The organism is Natranaerovirga pectinivora (assembly GCF_004342165.1).
Taxonomy (GTDB): Bacteria; Bacillota; Clostridia; order Lachnospirales; family DSM-24629; genus Natranaerovirga; species Natranaerovirga pectinivora.
Genome location: NZ_SMAL01000002.1, coordinates 427107 through 453038, shown reverse-complemented (window position 1 = coordinate 453038; position 25932 = coordinate 427107). Strand labels below are relative to the sequence as shown.

Below are 25932 nucleotides of genomic sequence, written 5' to 3'. Positions count from 1 at the left end.
TTAATACCAAGAGTAACTATCTACTCTTGGTATTTTGTATACGACACACATTGAAATTATACTACATATTTTATAAAAGAACAATCCTTTATAAATTTTACTATGATTACTCAAAGAATTTTAGGTATTTTGTGGAATGTTCGTACCTTTTTATAACAAGCACTGGATTCTCGGCGTGGTTTGCTACACGATTAGCTATTCTAGAAATAAACGACTTTCTATAGAGTTTATTTGAATCCCCTATTACCATTAAATCTGTATTTTTCTCTACTTCAAGTATTGTATCTACAGGTGAATAGCGTTCATATACCTGATAAGTTATTTTAATTCTTTCTTCCATACGACAAAGGTCTTCTAACTTATGAATCATTTCTTGTTTATTCTCTTGGCTATCATCTGGATTAAAGACATGTATAATTATAATTTCTGCATTTTTATACATTGCTAATTTTTTTGCCATAATCAATGCATAGTGTGCATTTGGTTTACCATCATAAGCAACACCGATTTTTTTTATATTCTCTTTAATATTTCCTTTTAATAGAGCCATATGACACTTAGCTTTTGTCAGTATTTCATGTGTAATTTTTCCTAAAGGGTATTTGAATTTTTCTTTTTTACACCATCCCATAACAATCATATTAGAATCTTCTAAACTTGCTTGCTCAATGATGGCATTAGATACACTATGATCAAAAACAACCACATAATTTTGTTTTTCTTTGTGTATGCCAACCCATTCGTCGAAGGTTTTTTCTAGGAGTTTAGATGTATTACTTTTCTCTTTATGATACATATCCATAGCTGCCCTTGGTGATATTTGTTCAGGTACAGTTATTACATTAATACCTGTAACTGCATCTCCTAACGCATCTGAAATAATTAATAAATCTTTTTCATGTTCAGGATTTGCTAAAGGCACTAAAATTCTTATTTCACTTTCATTTACTCTTTCCAACGTAGGTGTGTCTTTAATAACATCTTTCATTGCGTAGTTAAAATGAATTTTGTTTCTTCCTAAAAGTAAATACCAAAGAATTCCTACTCCAATTACACAAAGAGCGAAAACCAAGGATAATATCCCTAATGAAGGGAGTAGCGCAAGACTTCCAACGATACCTACTATCTGAGTCACAGGAAAGAACGGATCTTTAAATGTAGGTTTATAATTAGGAGACTTATTTTTTCTAAATACAAAAACTGAAAGGTTTACTAAAACAAAGATCAAAACATTTAAAGTGGAACCTAACTTAGCCAATCCCTCAACATCAAAAAAGAATAATAACCCCAACATAACAATACCTGTAAATAGTATGGCAATATATGGTGTTTTATATTTTTTATGTATCTTTATTAATGCTGATGGCATTAATTGATCTCTTGCCATGGCAAAAGGGAACCGTGAAGAAGACATAATTGCAGCATTGGCTGTTGATACCGTTGCGAAAAATCCTGCTAAAGTAATAATATAAATCCCCCATTGACCCTGCATCCGTTCCGCTGCAGATACCAAAGGTGTGTTACTATTTGATAAGGATTCCATTGGTAGAATACCATTTACAACGATAATAACGCCTACATAAATTATGATTACTGTAATTACAGATAATAAAAAAGCTCTTGGAATATTTTTTGCTGGATCTTTTACTTCCTCTGAGATAGCAGCTAGTTGAGTTACTCCTAGATAGGATATAAATATAATACCCGTTGTTTGAAAAACAGAAGACATGCCGTAAGGCATAAATGGCACTAGTTTTTCTTGAGAAACCAGCATACTTCCTCGGACAATAAATAAAAATAATATTACAATTAATCCTCCAACAATGATATTTTGCAAACTACCACTGCCTTTAGAACCACGGTAGTTGATAAAAAGCATTAACACTCCAGCACACACAGCCACTACAATAATAGGGGCTGTAAAAAACACTTGAAAATACTCTGCAAGACCTACCAAAGCAAAGGATCCTTTGAAAACCAAAGACATCCATGCACCAAGGCCTACTATGGTTCCAAAAAGAGGACCAAGAGATCGACTAATAAAGAAATAACTTCCTCCTGCTTTTGGCATTCCTGTTGCTAACTCCATAACACTAAACATCGTTGCAAGAGTAATTAATCCTCCTATAAAAAAAGATAGTGCTGCTGCTGGTCCTGCCGTACCTATAGCTATACCTGGAAGTACAAATATACCTGCACCAATCATTGTTCCTGTGCCTATTGCGTATACTGCAAAAAAACTTAGATTCTTACCTAATCGTTCTTGTGTTTGACTCATATACCTTCCTCCTTAAAGTTTAGTATTTAAATCTAATAGAACCTATTTCGTCTTATACCTAACCCCTTTCATTATTTTATATTGTTATAATATTATTATTGTTTATAAATTTTTTACTTATCTTTAACTTTAAAAATCATACTCCTATAAAATGCTATATAAATAAGTATGCTTGTTTTCATTATTAATACTTATTTCTATTTATTTGATTAGCATAATATGATTAAATTAAATACTATATTTTAATATAATTATTTCTACTCCTAATTTATCTTCTATCCTTCCTGTCTTTATTAAACCTTCGTATTCTAGACAATCATTTAAAGCTTCTTTTATCCTTTCCACTTTAAAATTTCTCACTTGTCTAATACAATTTTTAACGATAAAACTTCTAAGACCTAGCTTTGATGTTATCTCATATTCATTAACCCCTGCATTCACTAAACTTTTAACCTGCAATAACATTCTAAATTGTCTTACTAACATAAAAATGATTCTAAGAGGCGGCTCTTTTAACATTAATAGATCATGGTAAAGAACAATAGCCTTTTCTTTGTTTTTTTCTCCAATAGCATTGATCATATCAAAGATTTTATTTTCTATCTGTTTTGTGCTAATAGAGTCTATATCTTCTTTTGTTATCTCATTCTTCCCTAAAGTATAGGATATTAGTTTCTCTAATTCTTTATCTATTGTTGCCATATCCATACCAACTGTATAAATAAAATAATCCGCCACATCATTGTTTATATTTACATTATTTTTATTAGTGGTAATCCTTAACCACTGCTTTATTTCTTGTTCATTTAATTGATTAAATTCAACTGCATATCCCTTTTTCTGAACTGTTTTATATATTTTACTTCGTTTATCAATTTCATCTTCTACAAATATAAGATAAGTTGAGCTAGGTATGTTTTCTAAATAAGTAGCCATTGCTTCAGATTCATCTTTTTTACCACTTTTAAATAGCTCAGAGTTTTCTACAATAATTAGTCTTGCTTCTTTAAAAAAAGGCAAAGTATCTGCAATATCTATAATATCAGATACTCTTACTTGCTTTCCTTCAAAGAAATTATAATTCATTATGTCATCTTCATCTAGTAAAGTTGTTTTAATTCTTTTTTTATATAAATTTTTTATATAGTTTTCTTTTCCATAAAAAAGATACAAATTATGTAACTCTCCGTTTTTTATTTGTTTCTTTAGATTTTGCATATCTAATCCTTTCTTGGCAATTTGGTAGAAACATATACCTTTGTTCCATTTGTTCTAAGGCGAATGGCACCATCTCTACCTGTTTTATATAATATTGTATCATAACTATGGTATCTGTCTATTACTTCTTGATGTGGATGTCCATAACTATTGTACATTCCATAAGATATCAACCCAATTTCAGGTTGAACAACTTCTAAAAACTCTTCATTTGAAGATGTTCTCGACCCGTGGTGGGCTACTTTTAGTATTTGATGGGGCGTTATAAAGTCTAGTAATTGTAATTCTTGATTTCTTTCGATATCTCCTGTAAACAACATTTTTATATCTTTGTATGTCAAACTAAGTACCAATGAATAATCATTATTCCCACGAACAACTGTATTTTCTTTAGGAAATAAGCATTCAATAAAAATCTCTCCGATTCTTAAAGAATCACCTTTTAATATTTCTACTACTGATACATTATTTTCCTTTGCTTTTCTCATTAACTCAACATATAAATTATTGTTATAATCTGTTTTAGACACAAACAGATAATCCACATCAACTTTATCAATAATTTCTATTAATCCTGAAATATGGTCCAAATCACTATGCGTTAAAAACATATAGTGAATTTTATTTATCCCATTATATTTTAAAAATGGAAGAATTCTTCTAATTCCTATTTCCTCAAAAATAGATCCTCCACCATCAATTATTATGTTTTTTTTACTTGGAGTTGTTATAAAAATAGAATCTCCCTGGGCTACATCTATAATTGTAACTTCTAAATAATTAGGGGTTACTAGGGTTTTAAAAATAAAAAATCCAACCATACCCAGTATAACAAAACCTTGTTTCTTTTTACTCTTACTATAGTAGATAATCAAAGCTATTACTAGATACAAAACAATTAAAGTTAAGAGTAATGGTTTACCTGTTAATATAGTGTTAATAGGCATTTTAGAAACAAATTCGCTTACAAACTTAATGAATTGAAGAATAAAAAATACAATACCTATAAGTATTTTACCTAGTGTCATACTAAAAAAGCTAACTACACCAGCTAAAAAAGCTACTGGTACTAATACACTCAATAATGGAATTATCAATATATTTACGATTATTGCGTATACTGGAATTTCATAATAATAAAAAGCTATTATAGGCGTTGTACTAATATAAGCTGCAGTACTCCCACAAAGTAGTTTGATAACCTTATTGTCCCATTTAATATATGATTGTAGAAAAGGTGTTATAATTCTTATCCCTAATACTGCAGCGAAAGATAGTTGAAATCCCACATCAAATATAAATAAGGGGTTAATTATTAAAAGAATTATCCCTGCTAATGCAAGGGCTGAGAATATTTCATATGTCCTACCAAAAATATAAGATCCTAATAATACACTAACCATTAATACAGCTCTTTGTGTTGATATGCTGGCTCCAGTAAATATACAGTAAATGATTAAAAATATAATGGTAATAATACCACTCAATCTAATATTTATTCTCATATATTTTAATAGCTGAAAGATGAATAAACCAATTAATGTAATATGCAAACCTGAAATAGCTAAGATATGTGCTATACCACTTTTTTGAAATAATTCCCTTATTTCTCCATCCAAGCCTCTGCGCTCTCCTATAACCATTGCCGATATAATTCCAGCATCTTCTTTTGCTAATAGATTATAGTAATTCTCTTCAACTTTACTTCTAAAGTTTTTTAATGATTGGAAGAAAGATAGGTTTTTTTCTAGGATATTAATTTCATTGGCAAAAAATCTAAAATCTATTCCTCTAATATGGTAATATAACTTTTCATTCCATGCACCATCATTTCTTGGAAGTTGTAATTTGTATAATGTGCCTTCCATCCACACTTCATCTTTTAAATGTAAGTTGATTTTATTGTTAAACGTAACCCTAATTTTTAAGTTGTTTTTATACCTTTGTTCATTAATTGTTAAGTTGTGTGTTCTTACAATTAATATCGTCTGATTGTCATTATATGTATAATCTTCAACAATACCAGTAAAACTTGCACTAACTCTACCATCAAAGGCATTATGAATATCTATGTTTTTGGGTTCTAATGCATTCACCATTAATGCATACGAAAAAAAACATATCAAAGGCATGGCAAAAACCCATACCTTGTAATATGTTTTATATAATTTATAACTAAGTATAACAACAAAAACAATTGACATTATACTCAAAATATAATATTCACTTAAATACCCCAATAATAGCCCCAAAAGAAAAGCTATAACAAGCATAACTAATGGTCGTTTCATTATGAATTTACCTCTCTACAAATTAGTAAATAACAATATCTAAGTTTCTTTCAAATAACACATCAAAAGCTACATGTCCTTTAAATTCACTTACTTTGAGTCCATTAATTAAAAATTGCACTCTACTAATATTAGGTAATTCTGCTAAAGAATTCACTATTGAATATATAGTAAGGATTTCTCCTGTTGATCCACCCCAATGTCTTGATCTAAAGTCTTCATTAAAATCTATATATGCAATACCATCTTTAACATAAATATGTTTTAGTCTTGATTCTCTTGGAACCGTAGCTGATAAATTTTCACTTGTTGGACCCTCAATTAAAAGTTCAATAACTTTCTTTTCTATTGGTTCATCTGCATAAATAGTAGAATTAACCCTTTCAGGCACTAATCCTGTTCCCTCAGCATCAGAAAAATATAACGTAATGGCCACTTCTCTTAAAACACTTTCACTATTATTGATATCCCCAACAAAATCGGAAGATTTCATTAAGCCCAATGGTTTATCATTTCTATCTTTTAGTGGTTGATCGTTAATAAAAAACTCTACAAAATCAACTGACTTAATTTGCGTTAAGGTTTTAACTATAGCAGCTCTTACTAAAACTTCTTCTAGCGGCGTAAAATCAGAATAATTATTGTCAAATATAATTCTTGCCGTTCTATTTTCAAGCCTAATGCCTTTAACATCTAAATTATCAGGGATTGTTTTTAAATAGTTTCTATTACTTGGATTAGACTTAAGTTTATCAATTAACATTTTAATAAAACTTTCAGCCTCTTTATCATTCTCAAGAAAATCAACCGTTTCAACTACTAAATCTGTTTTATTTTGATTTATGTAGAAAAGATCTATTTTAATTCCTTCTATATTACTAGCAGTGCTAATATTTTTATTTGTACAAGCACTCAAAAACATAAGTGCTAAAATTACAAGTATAATTAATTTGCTTATTCTAGTCATAGTACCTCCCCCTAGGAGTATTATTATTTTAGATAACCTATTTTTAATTAATTATAACCTATATGCATTACAAAACTACAAAGAACATGTTACAAAACTATAAACTTATTGGTAATATAAGGGTATTCTCAGTGAAAATGTTGTACCTTCACCCTCCTCACTTTTTACATTTATAAATCCTTTGTGCATAATTATAGCATTTTTAGTAATTGATAAACCTAACCCCGTGCCCCCAGTTTCTCTTGATCTCGCTTTATCAATCCTATAAAATCTCTGGAAAATTTTATCTTGCTCATCCTTTGGAATACCAATTCCTGAATCTGTAATTTTCACAAAGAAAAATTTATGGTCTGCATTTAACGATATTTTGACCCAACCACTTTCTTTATTGTATTTAATACCATTTTCTATGATATTCGTTAATGCAAGGGATAATTTAACTTCATCGATTTCTCCAACTACTTCTCTAAAGCTTTCAAATATCAATTCTACATCTTGTTTTTCAGCCAAAGGTTTTAACCTCTTTAAAATTTGCTCAATCAACATATTAATATTAACTTGTTCAACATTAAGCTTTACTTCTTTTTTATCCATCTTAACAAGTGATAATAAATCATTGATTATCTTATCTTCTCTATCAACTTCATTACTAATATCTAACAAGAATTCTCTATACAACTCAGCTGGTACATCTTTTTGTGAAAGCAATGAATCTGCTAATACTTTTATTGAAGCTAATGGTGTTTTTAACTCATGAGAAACATTTGATACAAACTCTTGTCTTGATTGTTCAAATTCTTGTAACTTTCTAGTCATTTGATTAAAAGCAATTGAAATATCCTCTATTTCTTGATGACCTTTTACAGTTGAATTTTCATTAAAATGTCCTGCTGTTATAGATTTAATATGTTTAAACAAGTCCTTAAATGGTCTTGTTAATAGTTCAGAGTAATAATAACTAATGGTTAAAATAATTAGTAACGTAATGATAAACAGTAAAATAGACTTATTTCTCAGATCTTTTACCGAATCATAAATATCCTCAGTAGACGCAGTAATAATTAAAGTTCCTATAACCAAATCATTATTTTTTATTGGTGTGACTACCTGCATTCTCTGCCTTTCTTTAATATGTCTTATAAATGTTTCCCCACCAAGACCTCTAACAGCTTCCTGAGAAATGAGTGTTTTTCCTTCTTCTACTTGGTTTGTATCTTTAATTACAACATGATCCTTGTTAACAATTAAGACCCTTCCATCTAATTCTTTACTCAGCTGATTAATTTCAAATTCAATTAATTCTCCATTAACAATATTTTGACCATCTAGGTAATTTGCTAATGTTAATTGACTAGATAAAATATTAGACTGTCTTTGTAGGTAAATTACTTTTTGGTCTTCATAATACCTCTCAACTGTCCCAATTAATGCATTTATAAAAATTACTAATGGTATAATACCTATTGATATGTAAGTAAAAAGCATTTTGAAACGAATGCTTTTTACAATTTTACTTACTCTGGAAATAATAACCAACACCCCATTTAGTATGAATATACTTCGGCTCACTTGGGTTTGGCTCTATTTTTTCTCTTAACCTACGTACGTGAACATCCACTGTACGAACATCACCTGGATAATCATAGCCCCAAACAATATTTAATAGATTCTCTCTACTAAACACTTTATTAGGATTATTTATTAATAACTCTAGTAAGTCGAATTCTTTTGCTGTTAAATTAACCTCTTCTTCTTGTATAAACACCCTTCTACTATCGCAGTCAATTTTAAGTTCTCCTGCTTCCATCTGTTTTCCCGTTCCTTGAGTTGCCTCCGCCGATTGAGTTTGTACACTTTGTCTACGCATAATGGCTTTGATTCTTGCTTTAAGTTCTAAAATATTAAAAGGTTTAGTCATATAGTCATCTGCACCATATTCTAATCCCATAATCTTGTCCATATCTTCGCCCTTTGCAGTAAGCATTATAATAGGAACCATAGAGAACTCTCTTATTTGTTGGCACACCTCTAATCCGTCAATTTTAGGTAACATCAAATCCAAAACAATTAAATCATAGCTATTTTGCTTTGCCAAATTTACAGCTTCTTCACCATCATAAGCTGTATCTACTTCCATAGCGTCTTGCTCTAGTCCAAATTTAATACCTTTAACGATAATTTTTTCATCATCTACAACTAATACTCTTCTACCCATAAAATCACCTCGTCTTTCTTTAGGTAAAACTATAATTATACTGTTATAAAATCCTTTATTCTATTATAAATACCCTCTTTAATACCATCTACATTCATAATCTCTTCTGTAGATTTGAATCTTCCATTCTTATTTCTAAAATTAATAATAGTCTGGGCTCTAACCTCACCAACACCAGGAAGTGTGATTAATTGTTCAATGGAAGCAGTGTTAATATTAATTAAGTATTGCCCAACTGATATTTCTTCAATATATCCTTCTTCAACTTCTTTAATGGTTGGGAAATATATTTGTTGGCCATCCATTACAGGTTGGGCTTGATTTACTACAGTTTGATCAGCGTTATCTGCAAGACCTCCTGCTAAATTCATCACTTCAAAAACTCTTGTTCCATCCACAACCTCATAAACACCTGGATTGTTTATTGCACCGCATAAAAAGACATAGATCATTTTATCATCTATTAAATCTTCTGACTCCTCAGTAATCTCTTCTATCTTACCATTATTATGTTCATTAATACTTATTTCTACTTCTTCTAAATCGTATATTACTAATATATAAATAATCCCAGCAATCAAAATAACACTTAATAATCCAATTAACTTAGTATACTTATCAACTTTCATATACTACCTACCCCCTAGAAGCAACTAGATATTACGCTTGATTCTCTTAGTGTAATCTATTACAAATCGTTCATATTCCTCATCCATTAAAGGCGACGTAAAAATAAAATCAGCTGTTGCCTGATTTGTTGCAACAGGTATATCATACAATACTGCAATTCTAAGCAACGCCTTTACATCAGGATCATGTGGTTGGGCCTCTAAAGGATCCCAATAGAATACCATAAAATCAATATCTCCTTCAATAATTCTTGAACCAATTTGTTGATCACCACCAATAGGCCCACTTTTGTATGTGGTTACTGGTAAGCTTGTCTCTTCTGTTATTAATCTACCTGTTGTCCCTGTTCCAAAAAGAAAATGTTTACCTAATGTTTCTTTATTCTTTTTGACCCAGTCTAATAAATCTCTTTTTCTATTATCATGAGCTATTAAAGCTATTTTTTTCTGTTTATTCATTTTTTTAATCTCTATCATCTAAAGTACCTCCTTAACTAATAATTCAATTTTACCTAAAATATTATAAAATTACAACATCATTACATTAAGATTTATGTTTTTTTGCCATATTTTTTAAAAGGACTAGAATAAAACTGCCATATTATGCTACTATTAAGAATAGAAAATTATACTTATGGAGTGATAAAATATGCATAATTATAACTTTATTAGAGTTGGAAGTGCTTCTCCAACTATTAAAGTAGCAGATATAAAACATAACGAAGAGTGTATAATCAATTTATTATCAGAAGGGGTAAAGAAAGGCATCTCACTTCTAACTTTTCCAGAACTTTGTATAACGGGTTATACTTGCCAAGATCTTTTTCATCAGAATGCTCTTTTAGAAGAAGCTAAAAAATCAATTGAAAGAATTCGAGAAAAATCAACATCCTACCCAATATTTTTTGTTATTGGAGCACCTTTAGAATTAGATGGTCAGCTCTATAACTGTCTAATCGGTATATGCGAAGGTAAAATACTAGGCATTGTACCAAAAACTTATCTTCCAACTTACAGTGAATTTTATGAGCTTAGATGGTTTACACCATCAAAGGAAAACACTAGTAAAACATTTAAATTTAATAATGATGAAATACCCTTTGGTACTGATATAATTTTTGTTCATTCTAAATTAAAGAATTGTAAAATAGCCATAGACATATGTGAGGATTTATGGGCTCCTATCCCACCAAGTTCCTTTTCTGCTCTATCAGGTGCAACAATCATTTTAAATGGCTCTGCTAGCAATGATATCGTTGGTAAAAGTGTCTACCGAAAAAAATTAATTGAACAACAAAGCGCTAGAACAGTAACTGCCTACATTTATGCATCCAGTGGTTATGGTGAATCTACAACAGATGTTGTATTTGGTGGCCATTGTATGATCTATGAAAATGGTAAGCTTCTAAAAGAAAACACTAGATTCACTTTATCATCCTCTTTAATATATGAAGATATTGATTTAGAAGTTCTTACAAATGATCGGTTAAAAAGAAATACTTACTATGATAAATCAATCACCAAAGATTATCGACAAGTAACTTTTAGTAGTACAATCAAGGAAGTTGCTCTTGAAAGACAAATTGATCCTCATCCATTTGTCCCTAAAGATGAAAGCATAAGAAGCATACATTGTGAAGAGATTTTTTCAATTCAAACCTTAGGACTTGCCAAAAGATTAGAACATATTGGCTGTAACAAAGTTGTTATTGGTATATCTGGAGGTCTTGATTCTACTCTTGCATTACTTGTGTGTGTTAAAACTTTTGATTTACTTGGAATAGATAGAAAAAATATTATTGCTATAACAATGCCTGGCTTTGGAACCACAGATAGAACTTATAACAACGCTCTTTCATTAATGAAAGAATTAGGTGTTACTCAAAAAGAAATCTCTATTAAAGAGGCCAGTCTACAACAGTTTAAAGACATTGGACATGATCCTAGCATTTTAGATGTTACTTATGAAAACGTACAAGCTAGAGGTAGAACTCAAATTCTTATGAATTTAGCCAATAAAGAAAATGGCATTGTTATAGGTACAGGTGATTTATCAGAGTTAGCTCTTGGTTGGGCCACTTATAATGGTGATCATATGTCCATGTATGGTGTTAATGGAAGTATACCAAAAACACTAATTAGATATTTAATAGATTGGGTATCTTCTACTCAAGTAGGTGAGAATACAAAAGCAATACTCCTTGATGTTCTTGACACCCCTGTAAGTCCTGAATTATTGCCTCCTACTGACAAAGGTGAAATCCAACAAAAAACCGAGGAAGTAGTTGGTCCTTATGAGCTTCATGATTTCTTTTTATATAATATGATGCGATATGGATTTTCACCCTGTAAAGTATTCATGTTAGGCGTAAAAGCCTTTGAAAATATATACTCTAGAGAAATCATATTAAAGTGGCTTAAAAAATTCTATTATAGATTTTTCTCTCAACAATTTAAACGCTCTTGCTTACCTGATGGACCAAAAGTTGGATCAATTTGTCTTTCTCCTAGAGGGGATTGGCGTATGCCAAGTGATGCTGTGGTGAAGATTTGGATAGATGAATTAGAATCTATAAATTAAGTAAAAAATAGCCTCTTTATTTTACTAAAGAGGCTATTTCTAATACCATTAGTTAGCAATAATTTCTTTAAGTTTTTTAGCTAAATTCTCTCCCATTAATATATGCCCATCATCAGAAGGATGAAGCAAATCTGAAGAAAGACCTGAGAAATTAGTTAGGATACTATCACCTTGTATAATGTGTAAATTATTAGCATTAAACTCTCTATGAATTTCATTTAATATTTTATTATATTCAATATTTCTATAATAAATTTTATCTGGCTGTTTCAAATACAAAGATCTATTTGGAAAAATGGTAATGATAATCACTGGTTTATCAGGATTATTCTCAATAACTTTTTTAATTATGTACCGAGCCCTCTTTTCAAATTCCTCTGGCTCGAAGTGAACCCTCATATTAACACCTAATTCAAGGGTAATAAAATCCCAATCATTTCTTGTGGCCATATAATCAGCAACCTCTTTTTCACAAAGACAAGCCCCTGATATACCATTACATAAAACATCAACACCTAATCTTTTTGCTGCTTGTTCAACATATGAATTATTATGAGAAATTGACTCAACACCATGGGTAATTGAAGAACCATAAGCCAACCATCTTAATTTAGGCACTTCATTTTCTTTAGGTGGACGGATTGTACATCCACAAACATCAATCCCATGATAAACTGCACTAAAACCTCTATTCATGGCTATTCTCCAAACTTTATGAGAAAAGCTATAACCTTGTAGAATTTCTGGGTTGACTTCTTCAAATCTTTCATCTGCTTCTAAATGTATCGTTGTAATAACACCTGACTTCAGGGTATATTTACCGTAATAGAAATTCCCATTATAAACCAGTACTTCCCCATCCCCATCTAAGGCAGAAAGGTATAATCTTATTTTTTTAGAATCTGTAACAAACCTTACTTCACAGCCTGTTGATGTTTGTGACGCTATTCTACCTCTTTTATCATCTTCATATCCTAAACTATATCTAATTTCCTCAGGAAATCGCTGCAAACGCAACCCACTAAATCCATCTTTTTTTTGTAATTCCATTACATTATGGAATTCTAAGTTATCGTAAATCATTACATCCCTCCATGTTAATTTTCTTTGGTACAATTTACTAATTATTATACGCTTCTTTAAGAACTTTAACAATATGGTATAGGGAATATATGACTGAAATCTAATTAACCCTTTCCCACTTAAAGACTACTATTCCCGCAACCATTAATGCAACGCCTAATAACTTCATCCATTCAAATCCTACTTTGTCAACAGCAAATAACCCAAACACTTCAATTAAATAGGCTACAGTTACTTGGGCAATAAGTATTAACATAATAGCATAACAAGGTCCAAGATCTGAAATACCTCTAATTACTGTATAAATGATAAAAGCACCAATGATACCACCTGTTAAATAAAGCTTATTATCTACTTGAAATAACTTGCCAAAACTATCCCTACCTGTAAAAAGCCAAAACGCTACACAAACTATTAGTCCTGTAAAATGCACCCAAGTATTAGCTGTCCACATATGGGACACATTTCTTACATTTGTATTAAAAACACCCTGGATACTCATTAGTATCCCTGCGATTATTGACATAATAAAACCAATCATAATAAATTCATCTCCTTATTGTCATTTACTAATCTTATGTATCTATATTATTTACCAATAACCTACTATTATTCTTTAATATGAAAATGTAATCTACAAACTTGCTTGCAAGGATTTGGAAATTACACTTTCAACAAAGCTTGTGTCTATTGCGAATCGAGAGACACAGGCTTTGTTAATATGTTTTCTGACAAATAATAATTCATAATCAAAATAACAAAATCCCTTGACTTTTACAAATATTAATTGTATAATTAGATATTATATTTTAAAAACTGTGATAAGGAATAGTAAATCTTTTGAAAATGTCAGAGAGCTGTTGGTAGGTGTGAAACAGTATTGGATTAAGATTGAACTCGCCTTTGAGTTGCTTACTGAACACTATAGTAGGTGTAGCCGGATGTCAACCGTTATTATGACAGGATATCAGTGTTTTTTCTAATAACTTGTATCCCATATGATTTAAAGAGTGGTATTATGAAGAATATCTTCTGTCTCTTAGACAGAGGCTTTTTTTATTTTAATTTCCATTTATGGGTATCTGTTAATTGTATAAAACACCGTGTCTATAAGTTGCACTCCTATATGGAGTGAATAAGAGTGGTACCGCGGAATCAGACCTTTCGTCTCTATGTATGAGTTCGAATGGTCTTTTTTTGTTTTTTATTATGATTGTTAAAGTGCTAAAGGCACTTCAAATAAGAGAGGAGATAATGCTATGAACTATAATAAATATCGTCCATTTACAACTATTAATATGAAAGAAAGAAACTGGCCTAACGCATCAATTACAAAAGCCCCATTGTGGTGTAGTGTTGATTTACGAGATGGTAATCAAGCATTAGAAACACCAATGAACTTAGACCAAAAAGTTAAACTTTTTCAATTCCTTGTGAAAATGGGTTTTAAAGAAATTGAAGTGGGCTTTCCTGCTGCTTCTGAAACAGAATTTAAGTTTGTTAGAACATTAATTGAAGAGAATATGATTCCAGATGATGTAAAGATTCAGGTTCTTACTCAAGCTAGAGAAGCCATTATCAAAAAAACCTTTGAATCCTTAAAAGGTGTGAAAAATGCCGTAGTGCACTTATATAACTCTACTTCTACTCTACAGAGAAAAGTAGTATTTCAAAAAACAAAAGAAGAGGTCATAGAGATTGCAGTAAAAGGTGCACAAATTTGCAAAGAACTAGCATTACAATCCACAGGAGAAAATTATACATTCGAATACTCTCCTGAAAGTTTTACAGGGACTGAAATAGACTATGCCATCGAGATTTGTGAGGCCGTTATGGATATCTTCCAGCCAACTCCAAATAATAAAGTTATTCTTAATCTACCTGCTACTGTTGAAATGTCAACACCAAATATATATGCAGACATGGTTGAATATTTCATAAAAAATTTAAAAAATAGAGAAAGTGCTATCATTAGTGTTCATACTCACAATGACCGCGGGACTGCTGTTGCTGCTTCTGAATTAGCACTATTAGCTGGAGCTGATCGTGTTGAAGGGACTTTGTTTGGCAATGGCGAAAGAACAGGAAATGTTGATTTAATCACTTTAGGCTTAAATTTATTCTCTCAAGGTATTGATCCGGAACTAGATTTTAGCAATGTGAATGAAATCATGGATATTTATACAGAAGCTGTTGGCATGGCTATACATCCTCGCCACCCATACGTTGGAGATCTTGTTTACACCGCCTTTTCTGGTTCTCATCAGGATGCTATAAAAAAAGGTATGGCTCAATACGAGAAAGATAAACCACCTTATTGGGATGTACCCTATCTACCAATTGACCCTATGGATGTTGGCAGAAATTATGATCCTATAATAAGAGTAAATAGCCAATCTGGAAAAGGTGGCGTAGCCTATTTATTAGAAAAAGAATTTGGCCTTCGTCTTCCTAAATTAATGCAACAAGAATTTGGATTAATCATTACAGATATATCTGATAAAAACCAGGCAGAACTCACTGGAAAATTAATTTTTGAAACCTTTAAAAAAGAATATATAGCCAATTACTCACCTCTAACATTAAAATCATTCCAAGAAAAAACAGAAGATAATACAGTGATGATAAAAGCTATATTTGAAGAAGGTGGCCAACAAAAACACCTAGAAGGCAAAGGAAACGGCCCTGTAAATGCGTTATATAACAGCATAAAAGAAAATATTATTTCAGACTTTCAAGTCATTGCCTATGATGAGCATGCCTTAGATCAAGGTTCTGATTCCAAAGCCATCGCTTATCTTCAAATACAAGATGGAAAAGGTAGATCTTTTTACGGTGCTGGAATTGACAGCAGCATCAGTATGGCTTCAGCAAAAGCATTAATCAGTGCATTAAACAGAATGATATCTAATAGCTAGAAATACTAATGAATAATATACTACTGAACATAAAAGAACCTAGTTTCAACCTAGGTTCTTTTTGTTATACAAAGAAAAATATGCTAAGAAACTACTAATTTCAAAGGATATAATAAACATTATTTTTTATGGGAGTAATATTTTTATTATCTAATCTTTTCAAATATTTCTTCTACAACCTTTTTATGTTCTTCACTTCCTAATACTTCTTCAAGATTTATTTTTTCATCTTCTTCATCAAATAAACCTAATTCATCTTTAACTTTAAAAATTCTCATTACAGACTCATCTATTCTTTCCTCTGTGATAACGCCATTTTCAATAGCTTCTAATACACCATTATAAGCCTCTATAAATGGAATTGGCATTAATAGAATATCACAACCTGCAAGTATTGCTTCAATTGCTGCTTCTGCCATTGAAAAGTTATTGCTTATAGCGCCCATATTAAGAGCATCCGTAATAATCAATCCATCAAATTCTAGTTCTTCTCTTAGCAAATCTGTAATAATATCTTTAGACATTGTAGCAGGCAAATTATTCTCAACCACATTAGGCAATTGAATATGAGCTGTCATAATGCCATATACACCTGCTTCAATACCTGCTTGAAAAGGCACCCATTCAATTTCTTTAAGTCTATCAATATCATGTTCCACATAAGTAGAACCAACATGAGTATCTGTTGAAGTATCGCCATGTCCTGGGAAATGTTTTATTACGGCACTAACACCTTCCTCTTGCATGCCTTCAACCATACTAGCAACCATCTCTGCCACACTCTCTGGCTCCGAACCAAAAGCCCGATTACCAATAATAGGATTATTGGGATTGGTATTCACATCTGCAACAGGTGCAAAATTCATATTAAATCCTAAAGCTTTTAACTCCCTACCTAAAATTTGCCCAACTTTAAAAGCATATTCAGGATCCTCAGTCCTACCAATCTGATTATGACTTGGTAAAACTGTAGCATTCATATTCACATTATTACCAATACGACTAACAATGCCACCCTCTTCATCAACAGATACAAACAAAGGAATGTCTGACACCCCTTGCAAATCTTTTATAAATGATGACGTCTGCTCAACATTAACAACATTATTTTGAAAGAAAATCACACCACCAATAGGAAACTCTCCTAAAAAAGCTGCTGCTGTATCATTCATCTCTGTTAATTGAACACCATTATTAATAGACCCTAATTCCAAAACAAAAAGCTGAGCCACCTTCTCTTCCAAAGACATAGCATTAAGCATCTCTGCTAACGGATCAATTTCTTCCTCATCCTCTTCTTCTTCACCATTAGGTTCAATAGCATTATCCACTTGCTGCTGCTCCTCATTAGCTGGTTCACCAACATCATTCTGTTCAACATCGCCCTTACATCCAACTAAAAAAATAATTGTAAACACAAGAAAAATCTTCAATAACTTCATAAAAAAACTCCTTTATAACGTAAATATTTATTGAATTTCAAAAACCGTTCCTATAATTTTATTGGTTTTATCTTGCCTATTATTCTACCCTCCAAATCTAGCCAACTCGCAGCTAAAGGGTATTGTATATAAGATTTAACCGCGTAGCCAAGGGTGGTGTAGCTAGACCCTCTTATCCAAGGATGGATAAGGGTCGTCAACTACCACTTTATATCAAGTCATAAAATTTTTCAAGAACCGTCCCTTAATTATCTTTTAACTCAGCATCAGACAATAGATACGTCCCCTTGTCTTCCTGGGCACACACACAAAGAAAGGCAAGCAAAAAACCTGCCTACCTTTCTATTATACATCATAAAACTATTTATATTCTTTAATTTGCTTATAAGTCAACACATCATGCTTATTATAAGTATCCAACGCTTCAATATAAGCCTTCAAAGTATCCAAGCAAGTAAAAGTAGAAATATTATATTGTGTAGCAATATCTCTGATCTGGAATCCTTTTCTAGTTGTATCTTTACCTAAGGTCGGTAAATTCACAACAAAAGCCATATCCTCAGTTCTTAATATCTTTTCAATACCTTCAATCTCGTCTTTCTTAACAAGACTAGACTCAACACCATTCTCTTCTAACCACTTATGAGTACCCTCTGTAGCCAATAACTCAAAATCATACTTGCTTAACCCTTGAATAATAGGAAGGGCTTCCTCTTTATTTCTATCTGCCATAGACAATAAAACTTTTCCATCATTTCTAAAAGTATAGCCTGCCCCTAGGAATGATTTTAATAGAGCCTTGCTATAATCATCATCAACACCTAAAACTTCTCCTGTTGACTTCATCTCTGGCATTAAAGCAACATCAACATTTTTAAGTTTTAGGTTAGAGAACACTGGCATTTTAACTGCAATTAGATTCGTTGTCTTATACAAACCTATCCCATATGGTAAATCTACTAAACTTTCACCTAAAATAACTCTCATAGCCAACTCTACCATAGGCACTTGAGTTACTTTACTTAAAATCGGCACAGTTCTTGAAGCTCTTGGATTCACTTCAATAACATAGACATCCTCGCCTTTGACTACATATTGGATATTCATTAAGCCTAATACTTGTAGAGCTTTAGCAAGTTTTTCTGTGTAACCAACAATTTTATCAATTACATTCTGAGATAGATTTTGTGGTGGATATATACAAGCACTATCACCTGAGTGAACACCAGTACGTTCAATATGTTCCATAATACCTGGTATTAAAATATTATTTCTATCTACAATGGCATCTACTTCAACTTCAGTACCTTCAATATAGCCATCAATAAGAATTGGCTGATCTTTATCAATTAATACAGCTTCTTCCACATAACTGATTAACTCAGCATCACTGTGAACAACCTGCATGGCTCTACCACCAATTACATAAGAAGGTCTCACTAATACAGGATATCCAATTTCTGCTGCTTTTTGTATTGCTTCTTCTTTAGAGAATACTGCAAATCCAACAGGTTGTGGAATATTTAATTCAGTCAGTAATCTTTCAAATCTTTTTCTATCTTCAGCTGCATCTATTGAATCTACAGATGTTCCTAGTATTTGAACGCCTCTTTTTACAAGTTTTGGAGCAAGATTAATAGCTGTTTGACCTCCAAATTGAACAATTACACCTTTTGGCATTTCTTTTCTAATAACATTATGAACATCTTCTATAAACAAAGGCTCAAAATACAATTTATCAGAAGTATCAAAGTCCGTACTTACAGTTTCAGGATTATTATTAATAATAATAGATTCATAGCCTAACTTTTTAATGGCTTCAACAGCATGCACTGAACAATAGTCGAATTCTATCCCTTGGCCGATACGGATAGGACCAGAACCAATTACTATAATCTTTTCTCTTTTACTAATAATATTTTCATCTTCTTTTTCATAAGTAGAGTAATAATATGGTGTTTGTGCTTCGAACTCTGCTGCACAAGTATCAACCATTTTATATACTGGGTAAAGGTTATGAGCTCTTCTAATTGCATCAAGTACCCTCATATCTTTTTTAGTAAGTCTCTCAATTTCAAAATCTGTAAAGCCCATAGACTCAGCTTCTTTTAAAAGTTCTGCATTTAACTCTTCATTTTCTAGCCTTTTTTCTATGTTTATTATATTTCTTATTTTATATAAAAACCATTTATCAATCTTTGTGATGTCATTGATTAATTCTACGCTATTATTTCTTCTTAAAGCTTCAGCAACAACAAACAATGTATCATCTCTAAAGGTATATAATCTATTGATTAATTCTTCATCAGATAGTTTTCTTAAAGGTTTAAGATATAATCCTGTTTCACTTCCTTCAAGAGAAATAACTGCTTTAAGCAATGCACTTTCGAACTTTCTATCAATAGCCATTACTTCTCCCGTTGCTTTCATCTGTGTTCCTAAATCACGATTGGCATAAGCAAACTTATCAAATGGCCATTTTGGAATTTTTACTACTACATAGTCAAGCGTCGGTTCAAATGAAGCCATTGTCTTTTTAGTGACAGCATTAGGAATTTCATGTAAATGAAGGCCTATAGCAATCTTAGCTGCAACTTTAGCAATTGGATAACCTGCTGCTTTTGATGCCAAGGCAGAAGATCTACTAACCCTTGGGTTAACTTCTATAATAATATACTCTCTGCTTACTGGATTTAACGCCAATTGAACATTACACCCACCCTCAATCTTAAGGGCTCGAACAATTTTAATAGATGATTCTCTTAACATATGGTATTCATTATCTGTTAAAGTTTGAGAAGGTGCAACAACCATACTATCCCCTGTATGAACGCCTACAGGATCGATATTTTCCATATTACATATAATAATACAAGTATCATTGCTGTCTCTCATTACTTCATATTCAATTTCTTTCCAGCCAGCAACACTTTGCTCTAAAAGCACTTGGTTAATACGACTGTATTTTAATCCTTTTTCTAAGAAAGAAGCTAATTCTTCTTTATTATTGGCTATTCCTCCACCTGTACCTCCAAGGGTATAAGCTGGTCTAACAATAATTGGGTAACCAATTTCTTCTGCGAATTCTATCCCTTCACTTATAGTCGTAATAATTTTACTTCCTGGAATAGGTTCTTCTAAATCAATCATTAATTGTCTAAATAATGCTCTATCCTCAGCTTGCTTAATGGCTTCTAAAGGTGTACCTAAAACTCTTACATTGTATTTCTCTAAAATACCCGCTTCATTAAGTTCAACTGTAAGATTAAGACCTGTTTGACCACCTAAAGTTCCAAGCAATCCATCTGGTCTTTCTCTTTCAATAATGTACTCTAACGCTTCTACATTAAGAGGCTGTATATAAACTGCATCAGCTATTGTGTCATCAGTCATTATTGTAGCAGGGTTACTATTCACTAAAACAACTTCTATACCTGCTTCTCTAATAGATTTACACGCTTGTGTTCCAGCGTAATCAAATTCTGCTGCTTGACCAATAATAATTGGTCCTGAACCAATTACTAATACTTTTTTTATTGAATTGTCTACTGGCATTAAATACTACCTCCTACTTCATTAACCCATGTTTCTAAGATAAATTGTGCATCAAATGGGCCTGGTCCTTCTTCTGGATGAAACTGTACTGATTGAACATCATATTTTTCACTTGCAATACCTTCAATGGTATTGTCATTTACATTTTTATACGTGACTGTCATATCCTCAGTTACTGATGATTCTAAAACTGCGTAACCATGATTTTGACTTGTAATAAACACTTTATTTGTAGGAATATGAATTACAGGGTGGTTTCCACCTCTATGACCAAATTTCAGTTTATATGTGTCGGCACCAAGGGCAAGAGCTAAAATTTGATGTCCTAAACATATGCCTCTTAGTGTTAGTTTTCCTATAAAGTATTTAGCTGTTTCAATTGTTTTTGTTAAAGCTTTAGGATCCCCTGGTCCATTAGATAGGAAAAGCATATCCAATTCTTTATCTTCTATGGTTTTAACATCTACATCCCAAGGGAATACATATATATCCAAATCACTATTTTTAATGATATTTAGTATGCTTTCTTTCATACCTAAATCAATAACACCAACTTTTTTACCTGTTCCTTTTATATGCTCAAGTTCTTTTCTAGAAACATTGCTGACTACATCACTTGGAAATGTATAATCATTCAGTGTTTTAACATGTTCTTCTGAAATTTCATCTGGTGTCATTAAACATTTCATTACACCTAGATTTCTAATTTTCTTCGTTAAGAATCTAGTATCCACATCGTAAATACCCATTATATTATTTTCTTTTAAATACTCATCAATGGTTTTTTCTTGTTGCCAATGATTAGGCTCTTTAGAGTAATCTTTAACAACAAAGGCCTTAACTTGAATCCTATCAGATTCAAAATCTTCACTATTAATACCGTAATTACCGATTAATGGATATGTCATTACAACAATTTGCTCTGCGTATGAAGGATCTGTTAAAACCTCTTGGTATCCTGTCATCCCTGTATTAAAAACAATTTCACCAACTACTGTAGAAATTGTACCAAATCCTTTGGCTTCAATTCTTGTTCCATCTTCTAATAAAATATTAATTTTCATTAATGACCTCCTCAAAAACAACCTCTAAAATCTTAATCATTTCATCTATATGTTCTTCTTTAACAATCAAAGGAGGAACGAATCTTACAACATTTGTACCTGCACTTGTTAGCAACAATTTATTATCAAGGGCTTTGGAAACCACTGACTTCACAGGTAAATCTACTTCAATACCTTGCATAAGACCTTTGCCTCTTTGTTCTTTAACGTAATCGTATTTTACTACCAAGTCTTCTAATCTATTTTTTAAGTACTGTCCAACAGACTTAATATGATCTAAAAACTCTTTTTGACTTACTCTCTCTAAAACAATCTTTGCAGCAGTGGTTACTAATGGGTTCCCACCATAAGTCGTAGCATGATCACCTGGTTGAAAAGCAGAAGCTACAGACTCTTTTGCTAAAACAGCACCAATTGGAACACCAGCTCCTAAACCTTTTGCTAATGTTACGATATCTGGTTTAATATTATAGCCTTGAAAACCAAAAATTTCTCCTGTTCTTCCAATACCAGTTTGTACTTCATCGAAGATAAGGACGATATTATTGTCATCACAAATTTTTCTTACTTCTTCTAAATACTCTTGATGCAGTGGATAAATACCACCTTCACCTTGAATTGGTTCAAGAAGAATGGCACATACAGTATCATCAATAGCATTTTTAAGACTGTCTATATCATTAATTAAAACATTTTCAACACCTGGAATTAGTGGCGTGAACCCTTTATGATATTTGGTTTGACCTGTTGCCGTTAAAGCACCTAAAGTTCTGCCATGAAAGGATTGTAATAAAGTAATAATCTTATTACAGTGCTCACCCTTATTTAAATACCCATATTTTCTTGCCAATTTAATAGCACCCTCATTGGCTTCTGCACCACTATTACTAAAAAAAACTCTATCTAATCCACTGGCTTTCACTAATAATTCAGCAGCTTCAATGGAAGGCTGATTATAATAATAATTAGAACAATGAGTGAATTTTCCAATTTGTTCAATTAAAGCATTTTGAAGTTCTTTATCTTGGTACCCTAATGCATTTACAGCAATCCCTGCTGTAAAATCAAGATATTTATTATTATCTATATCATATAAATAAACATCATCTCCTCTGTCAAAAACAATAGGAAATGTGCCATAAGTTGTCATTATTACATTCTTCGCTCTATCTACTAAAGACATTATAAGAGCCTCCTTTATTTTACCATCATAGTGCCTATTCCAGAATTAGTGAAAACTTCTAATAGTAAACTATGATCTACTCTACCATCTAAAATATGAACCTGCCCTACATTATTATTAACTGCATCAATACAGCATTTAATTTTTGGTATCATACCACCTGCAATAATACCATCTTGAATTAACTCTTCTGCTTTAGAAACATTAATCTCTGTAATTAATGTTCTTTGATCATAAGGATCTAATAAGACACCTTCAACATCTGTTAAGAAAACCAACTTCTCTGCTTTCATAGCAGAAGCAATTGCACCAGCGGCGTCATCTGCATTCACATTATAACTTTGACCTTTTTCATCAAGACCAATAGGGGCAATAATAGGAATAAAATCACTATTTAATAAAACCTCTAAAACCTCAGTATTAACATGCTTAATATTACCCACAAAACCAATGTCTTTGCCGTTCACTAACTTCTTCTCAACATTAATCATAGCCCCATCTTTACCACTAATCCCAACAGCTTTCATCCCTTGTTGGAACATCAGTTGAACAAGACTTTTATTCACTTTACCAGAAAGAATCATCTCAGCAATCTCCATAGTTTCAGCATCAGTAACACGTAGTCCTTCAATAAACTGAGTCTGTAAATTCACACGATCCATCCAATAACTAATCTCTTTCCCACCACCATGAACAATGATAGGCTTAAGACCTACTAACTTCATAAGAACAATATCTTTAATCACACTAAGCTTCAAGTCCTCATCAATCATAGCACTACCGCCATACTTAATAACAACAATCTTCCCAGCAAATCTCTGTATATAAGGCAAAGCCTCAATAAGTGTCTTAGCTTTCTCAATAAACGCTTCCATCGTCTTCCTCCAATAAATTAATTCAACTAATAATGACATTTTACAAAGCAAAATTCGCAAGTTCTGCGAATCTATATTTTAAATAAGAAATTAGATATATCGAAGAATGATGATATATCCATGTTTTAAATCTTTTTAGATTCTCTGAAATGCTACAAGCGAAACTTTAGTACCATGGCGTTACTATGAGAATCATCTATGTAAGACAGTAACTTTTAACTATTTACAAAGAAAATCTTAGTGAGTAGAAATAATTATTCTGTTAAAAGCCTTAAGTGTTTGAACGAAGGGAGTTCTTAAGGCTTAGGAATAATTATTGGCACGAACTTAGAATTTCTGTAAATAGTTAACGGAACTGTATTATATAGATATTCTCATAGGGCTGACCCCACGACCCCTAAACAAACTCTTAAGTTCTATAATCCGCATTAATCTTCACATAATCATAACTCAAATCACAACCCCAAGCAGTAGCCTTTTCACTACCCTCTTGAAGAAAAATATTCAACTTAATATACTTATCCCCGAGAATAGCAGTAGCTTCCTCCTCAGAATACCCAGTACCCATTCCATTCTCAACAATCTTAATACTCCCAATCTCCGTCTCAAAATATACTGTAACATCATCAGGATTAAAAATAGTATCCGCATAACCCATTGCACAAATAATTCTACCCCAGTTTGCATCCTCACCATAAATAGCAGTCTTAACCAAACTAGAACCAACTACAGACTTAGCCAATGCCACAGCTTGCTCTTTCGTCTTAGCACCTTCTACATTAATTTCAAGCAACTTAGTTGCCCCTTCACCATCAGCTGCAATGGCTTTTGACAAATGAATATTAATGTAATTTAGCGCATCTAAAAATGTATAATAATCATCATTTTTCTCTGTAATTTCCACATTCCCAGCTAGCCCATTAGCCATCATTAAAACCATATCATTTGTTGATGTATCTCCATCTACTGAAACCATATTATAAGAATCTGAAACACTAGAAGACAATACTTCTTTGATCATCTCTTTAGAAATAGCACAATCTGTAGTAATAAACCCAAGCATTGTAGCCATATTTGGATGAATCATTCCAGATCCTTTTGCAATGGCACCAATGGTAACAGTTTTACCTTGAATTTCAATTTCTACAGCTATTTCTTTTTTATAAGTATCCGTTGTCATAATAGCTTCTGCCGCATCAATAGCACTATCTCTATCATCTTTTAAAGTAGGAATAAGATTTTTTACCCCTTCTTCAATAATATCCATTGGCAATTGTTTCCCAATAACACCTGTAGAAGCTACATATACCGAATTAATATCTATATTAAGACCACTAGCAACGAATCCTGCCATGCTTTTATTATTTACAACACCAATCTCACCTGTACAAGCATTGGCTACACCACTATTTACAACAATAGCATGACCTTGACCAAACTCGTTAATAAGTTTTTGGTTCCAAAGAACAGGTGCTGCCTTTACATTATTTGTTGTAAATGTTCCTGCCATATTGGCTATGTCTTTCGTATATATAATTGCAATGTCTTTTTTCTTTTTCTTTATTCCTGCATATAATCCAGCTGCATAAAAACCTTTCGCTGACGTAATACCACCATCTATTACTTTCATAAA

Annotated in this window: 18 protein-coding genes and 1 other annotated feature; of the genes, 2 read left to right on the top strand and 16 right to left on the bottom strand. The window is 31.9% G+C overall.

Going from position 1 to position 25932, the window contains the following annotated elements:
• Positions 1 to 106: 106 nt before the first annotated feature.
• From EDC18_RS04495 to EDC18_RS04460, 8 genes are all read right to left on the bottom strand, one after another.
• The gene (locus tag EDC18_RS04495; RefSeq protein WP_132250706.1) at positions 107 to 2278 is read right to left on the bottom strand and encodes an amino acid permease; all 2172 of its coding nucleotides are present in this window, start codon (positions 2276 to 2278) and stop codon (positions 107 to 109) included.
• Between the two features lie 228 nt (positions 2279 to 2506).
• Positions 2507 to 3496 (bottom strand): DNA polymerase III subunit delta, encoded by a 990-nt coding sequence (holA, locus tag EDC18_RS04490; RefSeq protein ID WP_132250704.1) that lies wholly within the window; start codon positions 3494 to 3496, stop codon positions 2507 to 2509.
• Positions 3497 to 3498: 2 nt separating this feature from the next.
• Positions 3499 to 5787, bottom strand: coding sequence for a DNA internalization-related competence protein ComEC/Rec2 (locus EDC18_RS04485; protein ID WP_132250702.1), 2289 nt, complete (start codon positions 5785 to 5787; stop codon positions 3499 to 3501).
• Positions 5788 to 5809: 22 nt separating this feature from the next.
• Positions 5810 to 6754, bottom strand: coding sequence for a GerMN domain-containing protein (locus tag EDC18_RS04480; protein ID WP_132250700.1), 945 nt, complete (start codon positions 6752 to 6754; stop codon positions 5810 to 5812).
• Positions 6755 to 6859: 105 nt separating this feature from the next.
• Positions 6860 to 8323 carry a sensor histidine kinase gene (locus EDC18_RS04475; protein ID WP_243115056.1) on the bottom strand — a complete coding sequence of 488 codons (1464 nt, stop codon included), beginning with the start codon at positions 8321 to 8323 and terminating at the stop codon, positions 6860 to 6862.
• Positions 8265 to 8969: a response regulator transcription factor gene (locus EDC18_RS04470; protein ID WP_132250698.1), complete on the bottom strand. Its 705-nt coding sequence runs from the start codon at positions 8967 to 8969 to the stop codon at positions 8265 to 8267. The genes EDC18_RS04475 and EDC18_RS04470 overlap by 59 nt, the downstream gene beginning before the upstream one ends.
• A gap of 35 nt (positions 8970 to 9004) precedes the next feature.
• Complete coding sequence (locus tag EDC18_RS04465; RefSeq protein WP_132250696.1) at positions 9005 to 9598, bottom strand: helix-hairpin-helix domain-containing protein; 594 nt, start codon at positions 9596 to 9598, stop codon at positions 9005 to 9007.
• A gap of 24 nt (positions 9599 to 9622) precedes the next feature.
• Positions 9623 to 10075, bottom strand: a complete 453-nt coding sequence (locus EDC18_RS04460) for a methylglyoxal synthase (RefSeq protein WP_207669166.1) — start codon at positions 10073 to 10075, stop codon at positions 9623 to 9625.
• A gap of 172 nt (positions 10076 to 10247) precedes the next feature.
• On the opposite strand from EDC18_RS04460, the gene EDC18_RS04455 reads away from it, so the two are divergent.
• Positions 10248 to 12179, top strand: a complete 1932-nt coding sequence (locus tag EDC18_RS04455) for an NAD(+) synthase (protein ID WP_132250694.1) — start codon at positions 10248 to 10250, stop codon at positions 12177 to 12179.
• A 48-nt stretch (positions 12180 to 12227) separates the two neighbouring features.
• On the opposite strand, the gene EDC18_RS04450 is transcribed toward EDC18_RS04455, so the two are convergent.
• Positions 12228 to 13262 carry an SGNH/GDSL hydrolase family protein gene (locus tag EDC18_RS04450; protein WP_132250692.1) on the bottom strand — a complete coding sequence of 345 codons (1035 nt, stop codon included), beginning with the start codon at positions 13260 to 13262 and terminating at the stop codon, positions 12228 to 12230.
• 100 nt (positions 13263 to 13362) lie between these two features.
• Positions 13363 to 13803, bottom strand: a complete 441-nt coding sequence (locus tag EDC18_RS04445; RefSeq protein ID WP_132250690.1) for a DMT family transporter — start codon at positions 13801 to 13803, stop codon at positions 13363 to 13365.
• Between the two features lie 268 nt (positions 13804 to 14071).
• Positions 14072 to 14437: a binding site (T-box leader), on the top strand.
• Positions 14438 to 14521: 84 nt separating this feature from the next.
• Between EDC18_RS04445 and leuA the strand changes: the two genes are divergently transcribed.
• Positions 14522 to 16180 carry a 2-isopropylmalate synthase gene (leuA, locus tag EDC18_RS04440; RefSeq protein WP_132250689.1) on the top strand — a complete coding sequence of 553 codons (1659 nt, stop codon included), beginning with the start codon at positions 14522 to 14524 and terminating at the stop codon, positions 16178 to 16180.
• Between the two features lie 146 nt (positions 16181 to 16326).
• On the opposite strand, the gene EDC18_RS04435 is transcribed toward leuA, so the two are convergent.
• The 6 genes from EDC18_RS04435 to argJ form a co-directional block, all read right to left on the bottom strand.
• Complete coding sequence (locus EDC18_RS04435; RefSeq protein WP_132250687.1) at positions 16327 to 17622, bottom strand: glycoside hydrolase family 3 protein; 1296 nt, start codon at positions 17620 to 17622, stop codon at positions 16327 to 16329.
• A gap of 360 nt (positions 17623 to 17982) precedes the next feature.
• A complete protein-coding gene (carB, locus tag EDC18_RS04430) occupies positions 17983 to 21177 on the bottom strand; it encodes a carbamoyl-phosphate synthase (glutamine-hydrolyzing) large subunit (protein ID WP_132250685.1) in 3195 nt (1064 codons plus the stop codon).
• Positions 21177 to 22241, bottom strand: coding sequence for a glutamine-hydrolyzing carbamoyl-phosphate synthase small subunit (gene carA / locus EDC18_RS04425; RefSeq protein ID WP_132250683.1), 1065 nt, complete (start codon positions 22239 to 22241; stop codon positions 21177 to 21179). The genes carB and carA overlap by 1 nt, the downstream gene beginning before the upstream one ends.
• Complete coding sequence (locus EDC18_RS04420) at positions 22231 to 23424, bottom strand: aspartate aminotransferase family protein (RefSeq protein ID WP_132250681.1); 1194 nt, start codon at positions 23422 to 23424, stop codon at positions 22231 to 22233. Before EDC18_RS04420 ends, carA begins: the two co-directional genes overlap by 11 nt.
• Positions 23425 to 23438: 14 nt before the next feature.
• On the bottom strand, positions 23439 to 24299 hold the full coding sequence (gene argB, locus EDC18_RS04415; protein WP_243115055.1) for an acetylglutamate kinase: 861 nt from the start codon (positions 24297 to 24299) through the stop codon (positions 23439 to 23441).
• Between the two features lie 409 nt (positions 24300 to 24708).
• Positions 24709 to 25929, bottom strand: a complete 1221-nt coding sequence (gene argJ, locus EDC18_RS04410) for a bifunctional glutamate N-acetyltransferase/amino-acid acetyltransferase ArgJ (protein ID WP_132250677.1) — start codon at positions 25927 to 25929, stop codon at positions 24709 to 24711.
• Positions 25930 to 25932 lie beyond the last annotated feature (3 nt).

Bases quoted from the DNA above. Each gene is read 5' to 3' on its own strand.
- EDC18_RS04495 (WP_132250706.1), bottom strand. From the start codon at position 2,278: ATGAGTCAAACACAAGAACGATTAGGTAAGAATCTAAGTTTTTTTGCA.
- holA (WP_132250704.1), bottom strand. From the start codon at position 3,496: ATGCAAAATCTAAAGAAACAAATAAAAAACGGAGAGTTACATAATTTG.
- EDC18_RS04485 (WP_132250702.1), bottom strand. From the start codon at position 5,787: ATGAAACGACCATTAGTTATGCTTGTTATAGCTTTTCTTTTGGGGCTA.
- EDC18_RS04480 (WP_132250700.1), bottom strand. From the start codon at position 6,754: ATGACTAGAATAAGCAAATTAATTATACTTGTAATTTTAGCACTTATG.
- EDC18_RS04470 (WP_132250698.1), bottom strand. From the start codon at position 8,969: ATGGGTAGAAGAGTATTAGTTGTAGATGATGAAAAAATTATCGTTAAA.
- EDC18_RS04465 (WP_132250696.1), bottom strand. From the start codon at position 9,598: ATGAAAGTTGATAAGTATACTAAGTTAATTGGATTATTAAGTGTTATT.
- EDC18_RS04460 (WP_207669166.1), bottom strand. From the start codon at position 10,075: ATGATAGAGATTAAAAAAATGAATAAACAGAAAAAAATAGCTTTAATA.
- EDC18_RS04455 (WP_132250694.1), top strand. From the start codon at position 10,248: ATGCATAATTATAACTTTATTAGAGTTGGAAGTGCTTCTCCAACTATT.
- EDC18_RS04450 (WP_132250692.1), bottom strand. From the start codon at position 13,262: ATGATTTACGATAACTTAGAATTCCATAATGTAATGGAATTACAAAAA.
- EDC18_RS04445 (WP_132250690.1), bottom strand. From the start codon at position 13,803: ATGATTGGTTTTATTATGTCAATAATCGCAGGGATACTAATGAGTATC.
- leuA (WP_132250689.1), top strand. From the start codon at position 14,522: ATGAACTATAATAAATATCGTCCATTTACAACTATTAATATGAAAGAA.
- EDC18_RS04435 (WP_132250687.1), bottom strand. From the start codon at position 17,622: ATGAAGTTATTGAAGATTTTTCTTGTGTTTACAATTATTTTTTTAGTT.
- carB (WP_132250685.1), bottom strand. From the start codon at position 21,177: ATGCCAGTAGACAATTCAATAAAAAAAGTATTAGTAATTGGTTCAGGA.
- carA (WP_132250683.1), bottom strand. From the start codon at position 22,241: ATGAAAATTAATATTTTATTAGAAGATGGAACAAGAATTGAAGCCAAA.
- EDC18_RS04420 (WP_132250681.1), bottom strand. From the start codon at position 23,424: ATGTCTTTAGTAGATAGAGCGAAGAATGTAATAATGACAACTTATGGC.
- argB (WP_243115055.1), bottom strand. From the start codon at position 24,299: ATGGAAGCGTTTATTGAGAAAGCTAAGACACTTATTGAGGCTTTGCCT.
- argJ (WP_132250677.1), bottom strand. From the start codon at position 25,929: ATGAAAGTAATAGATGGTGGTATTACGTCAGCGAAAGGTTTTTATGCA.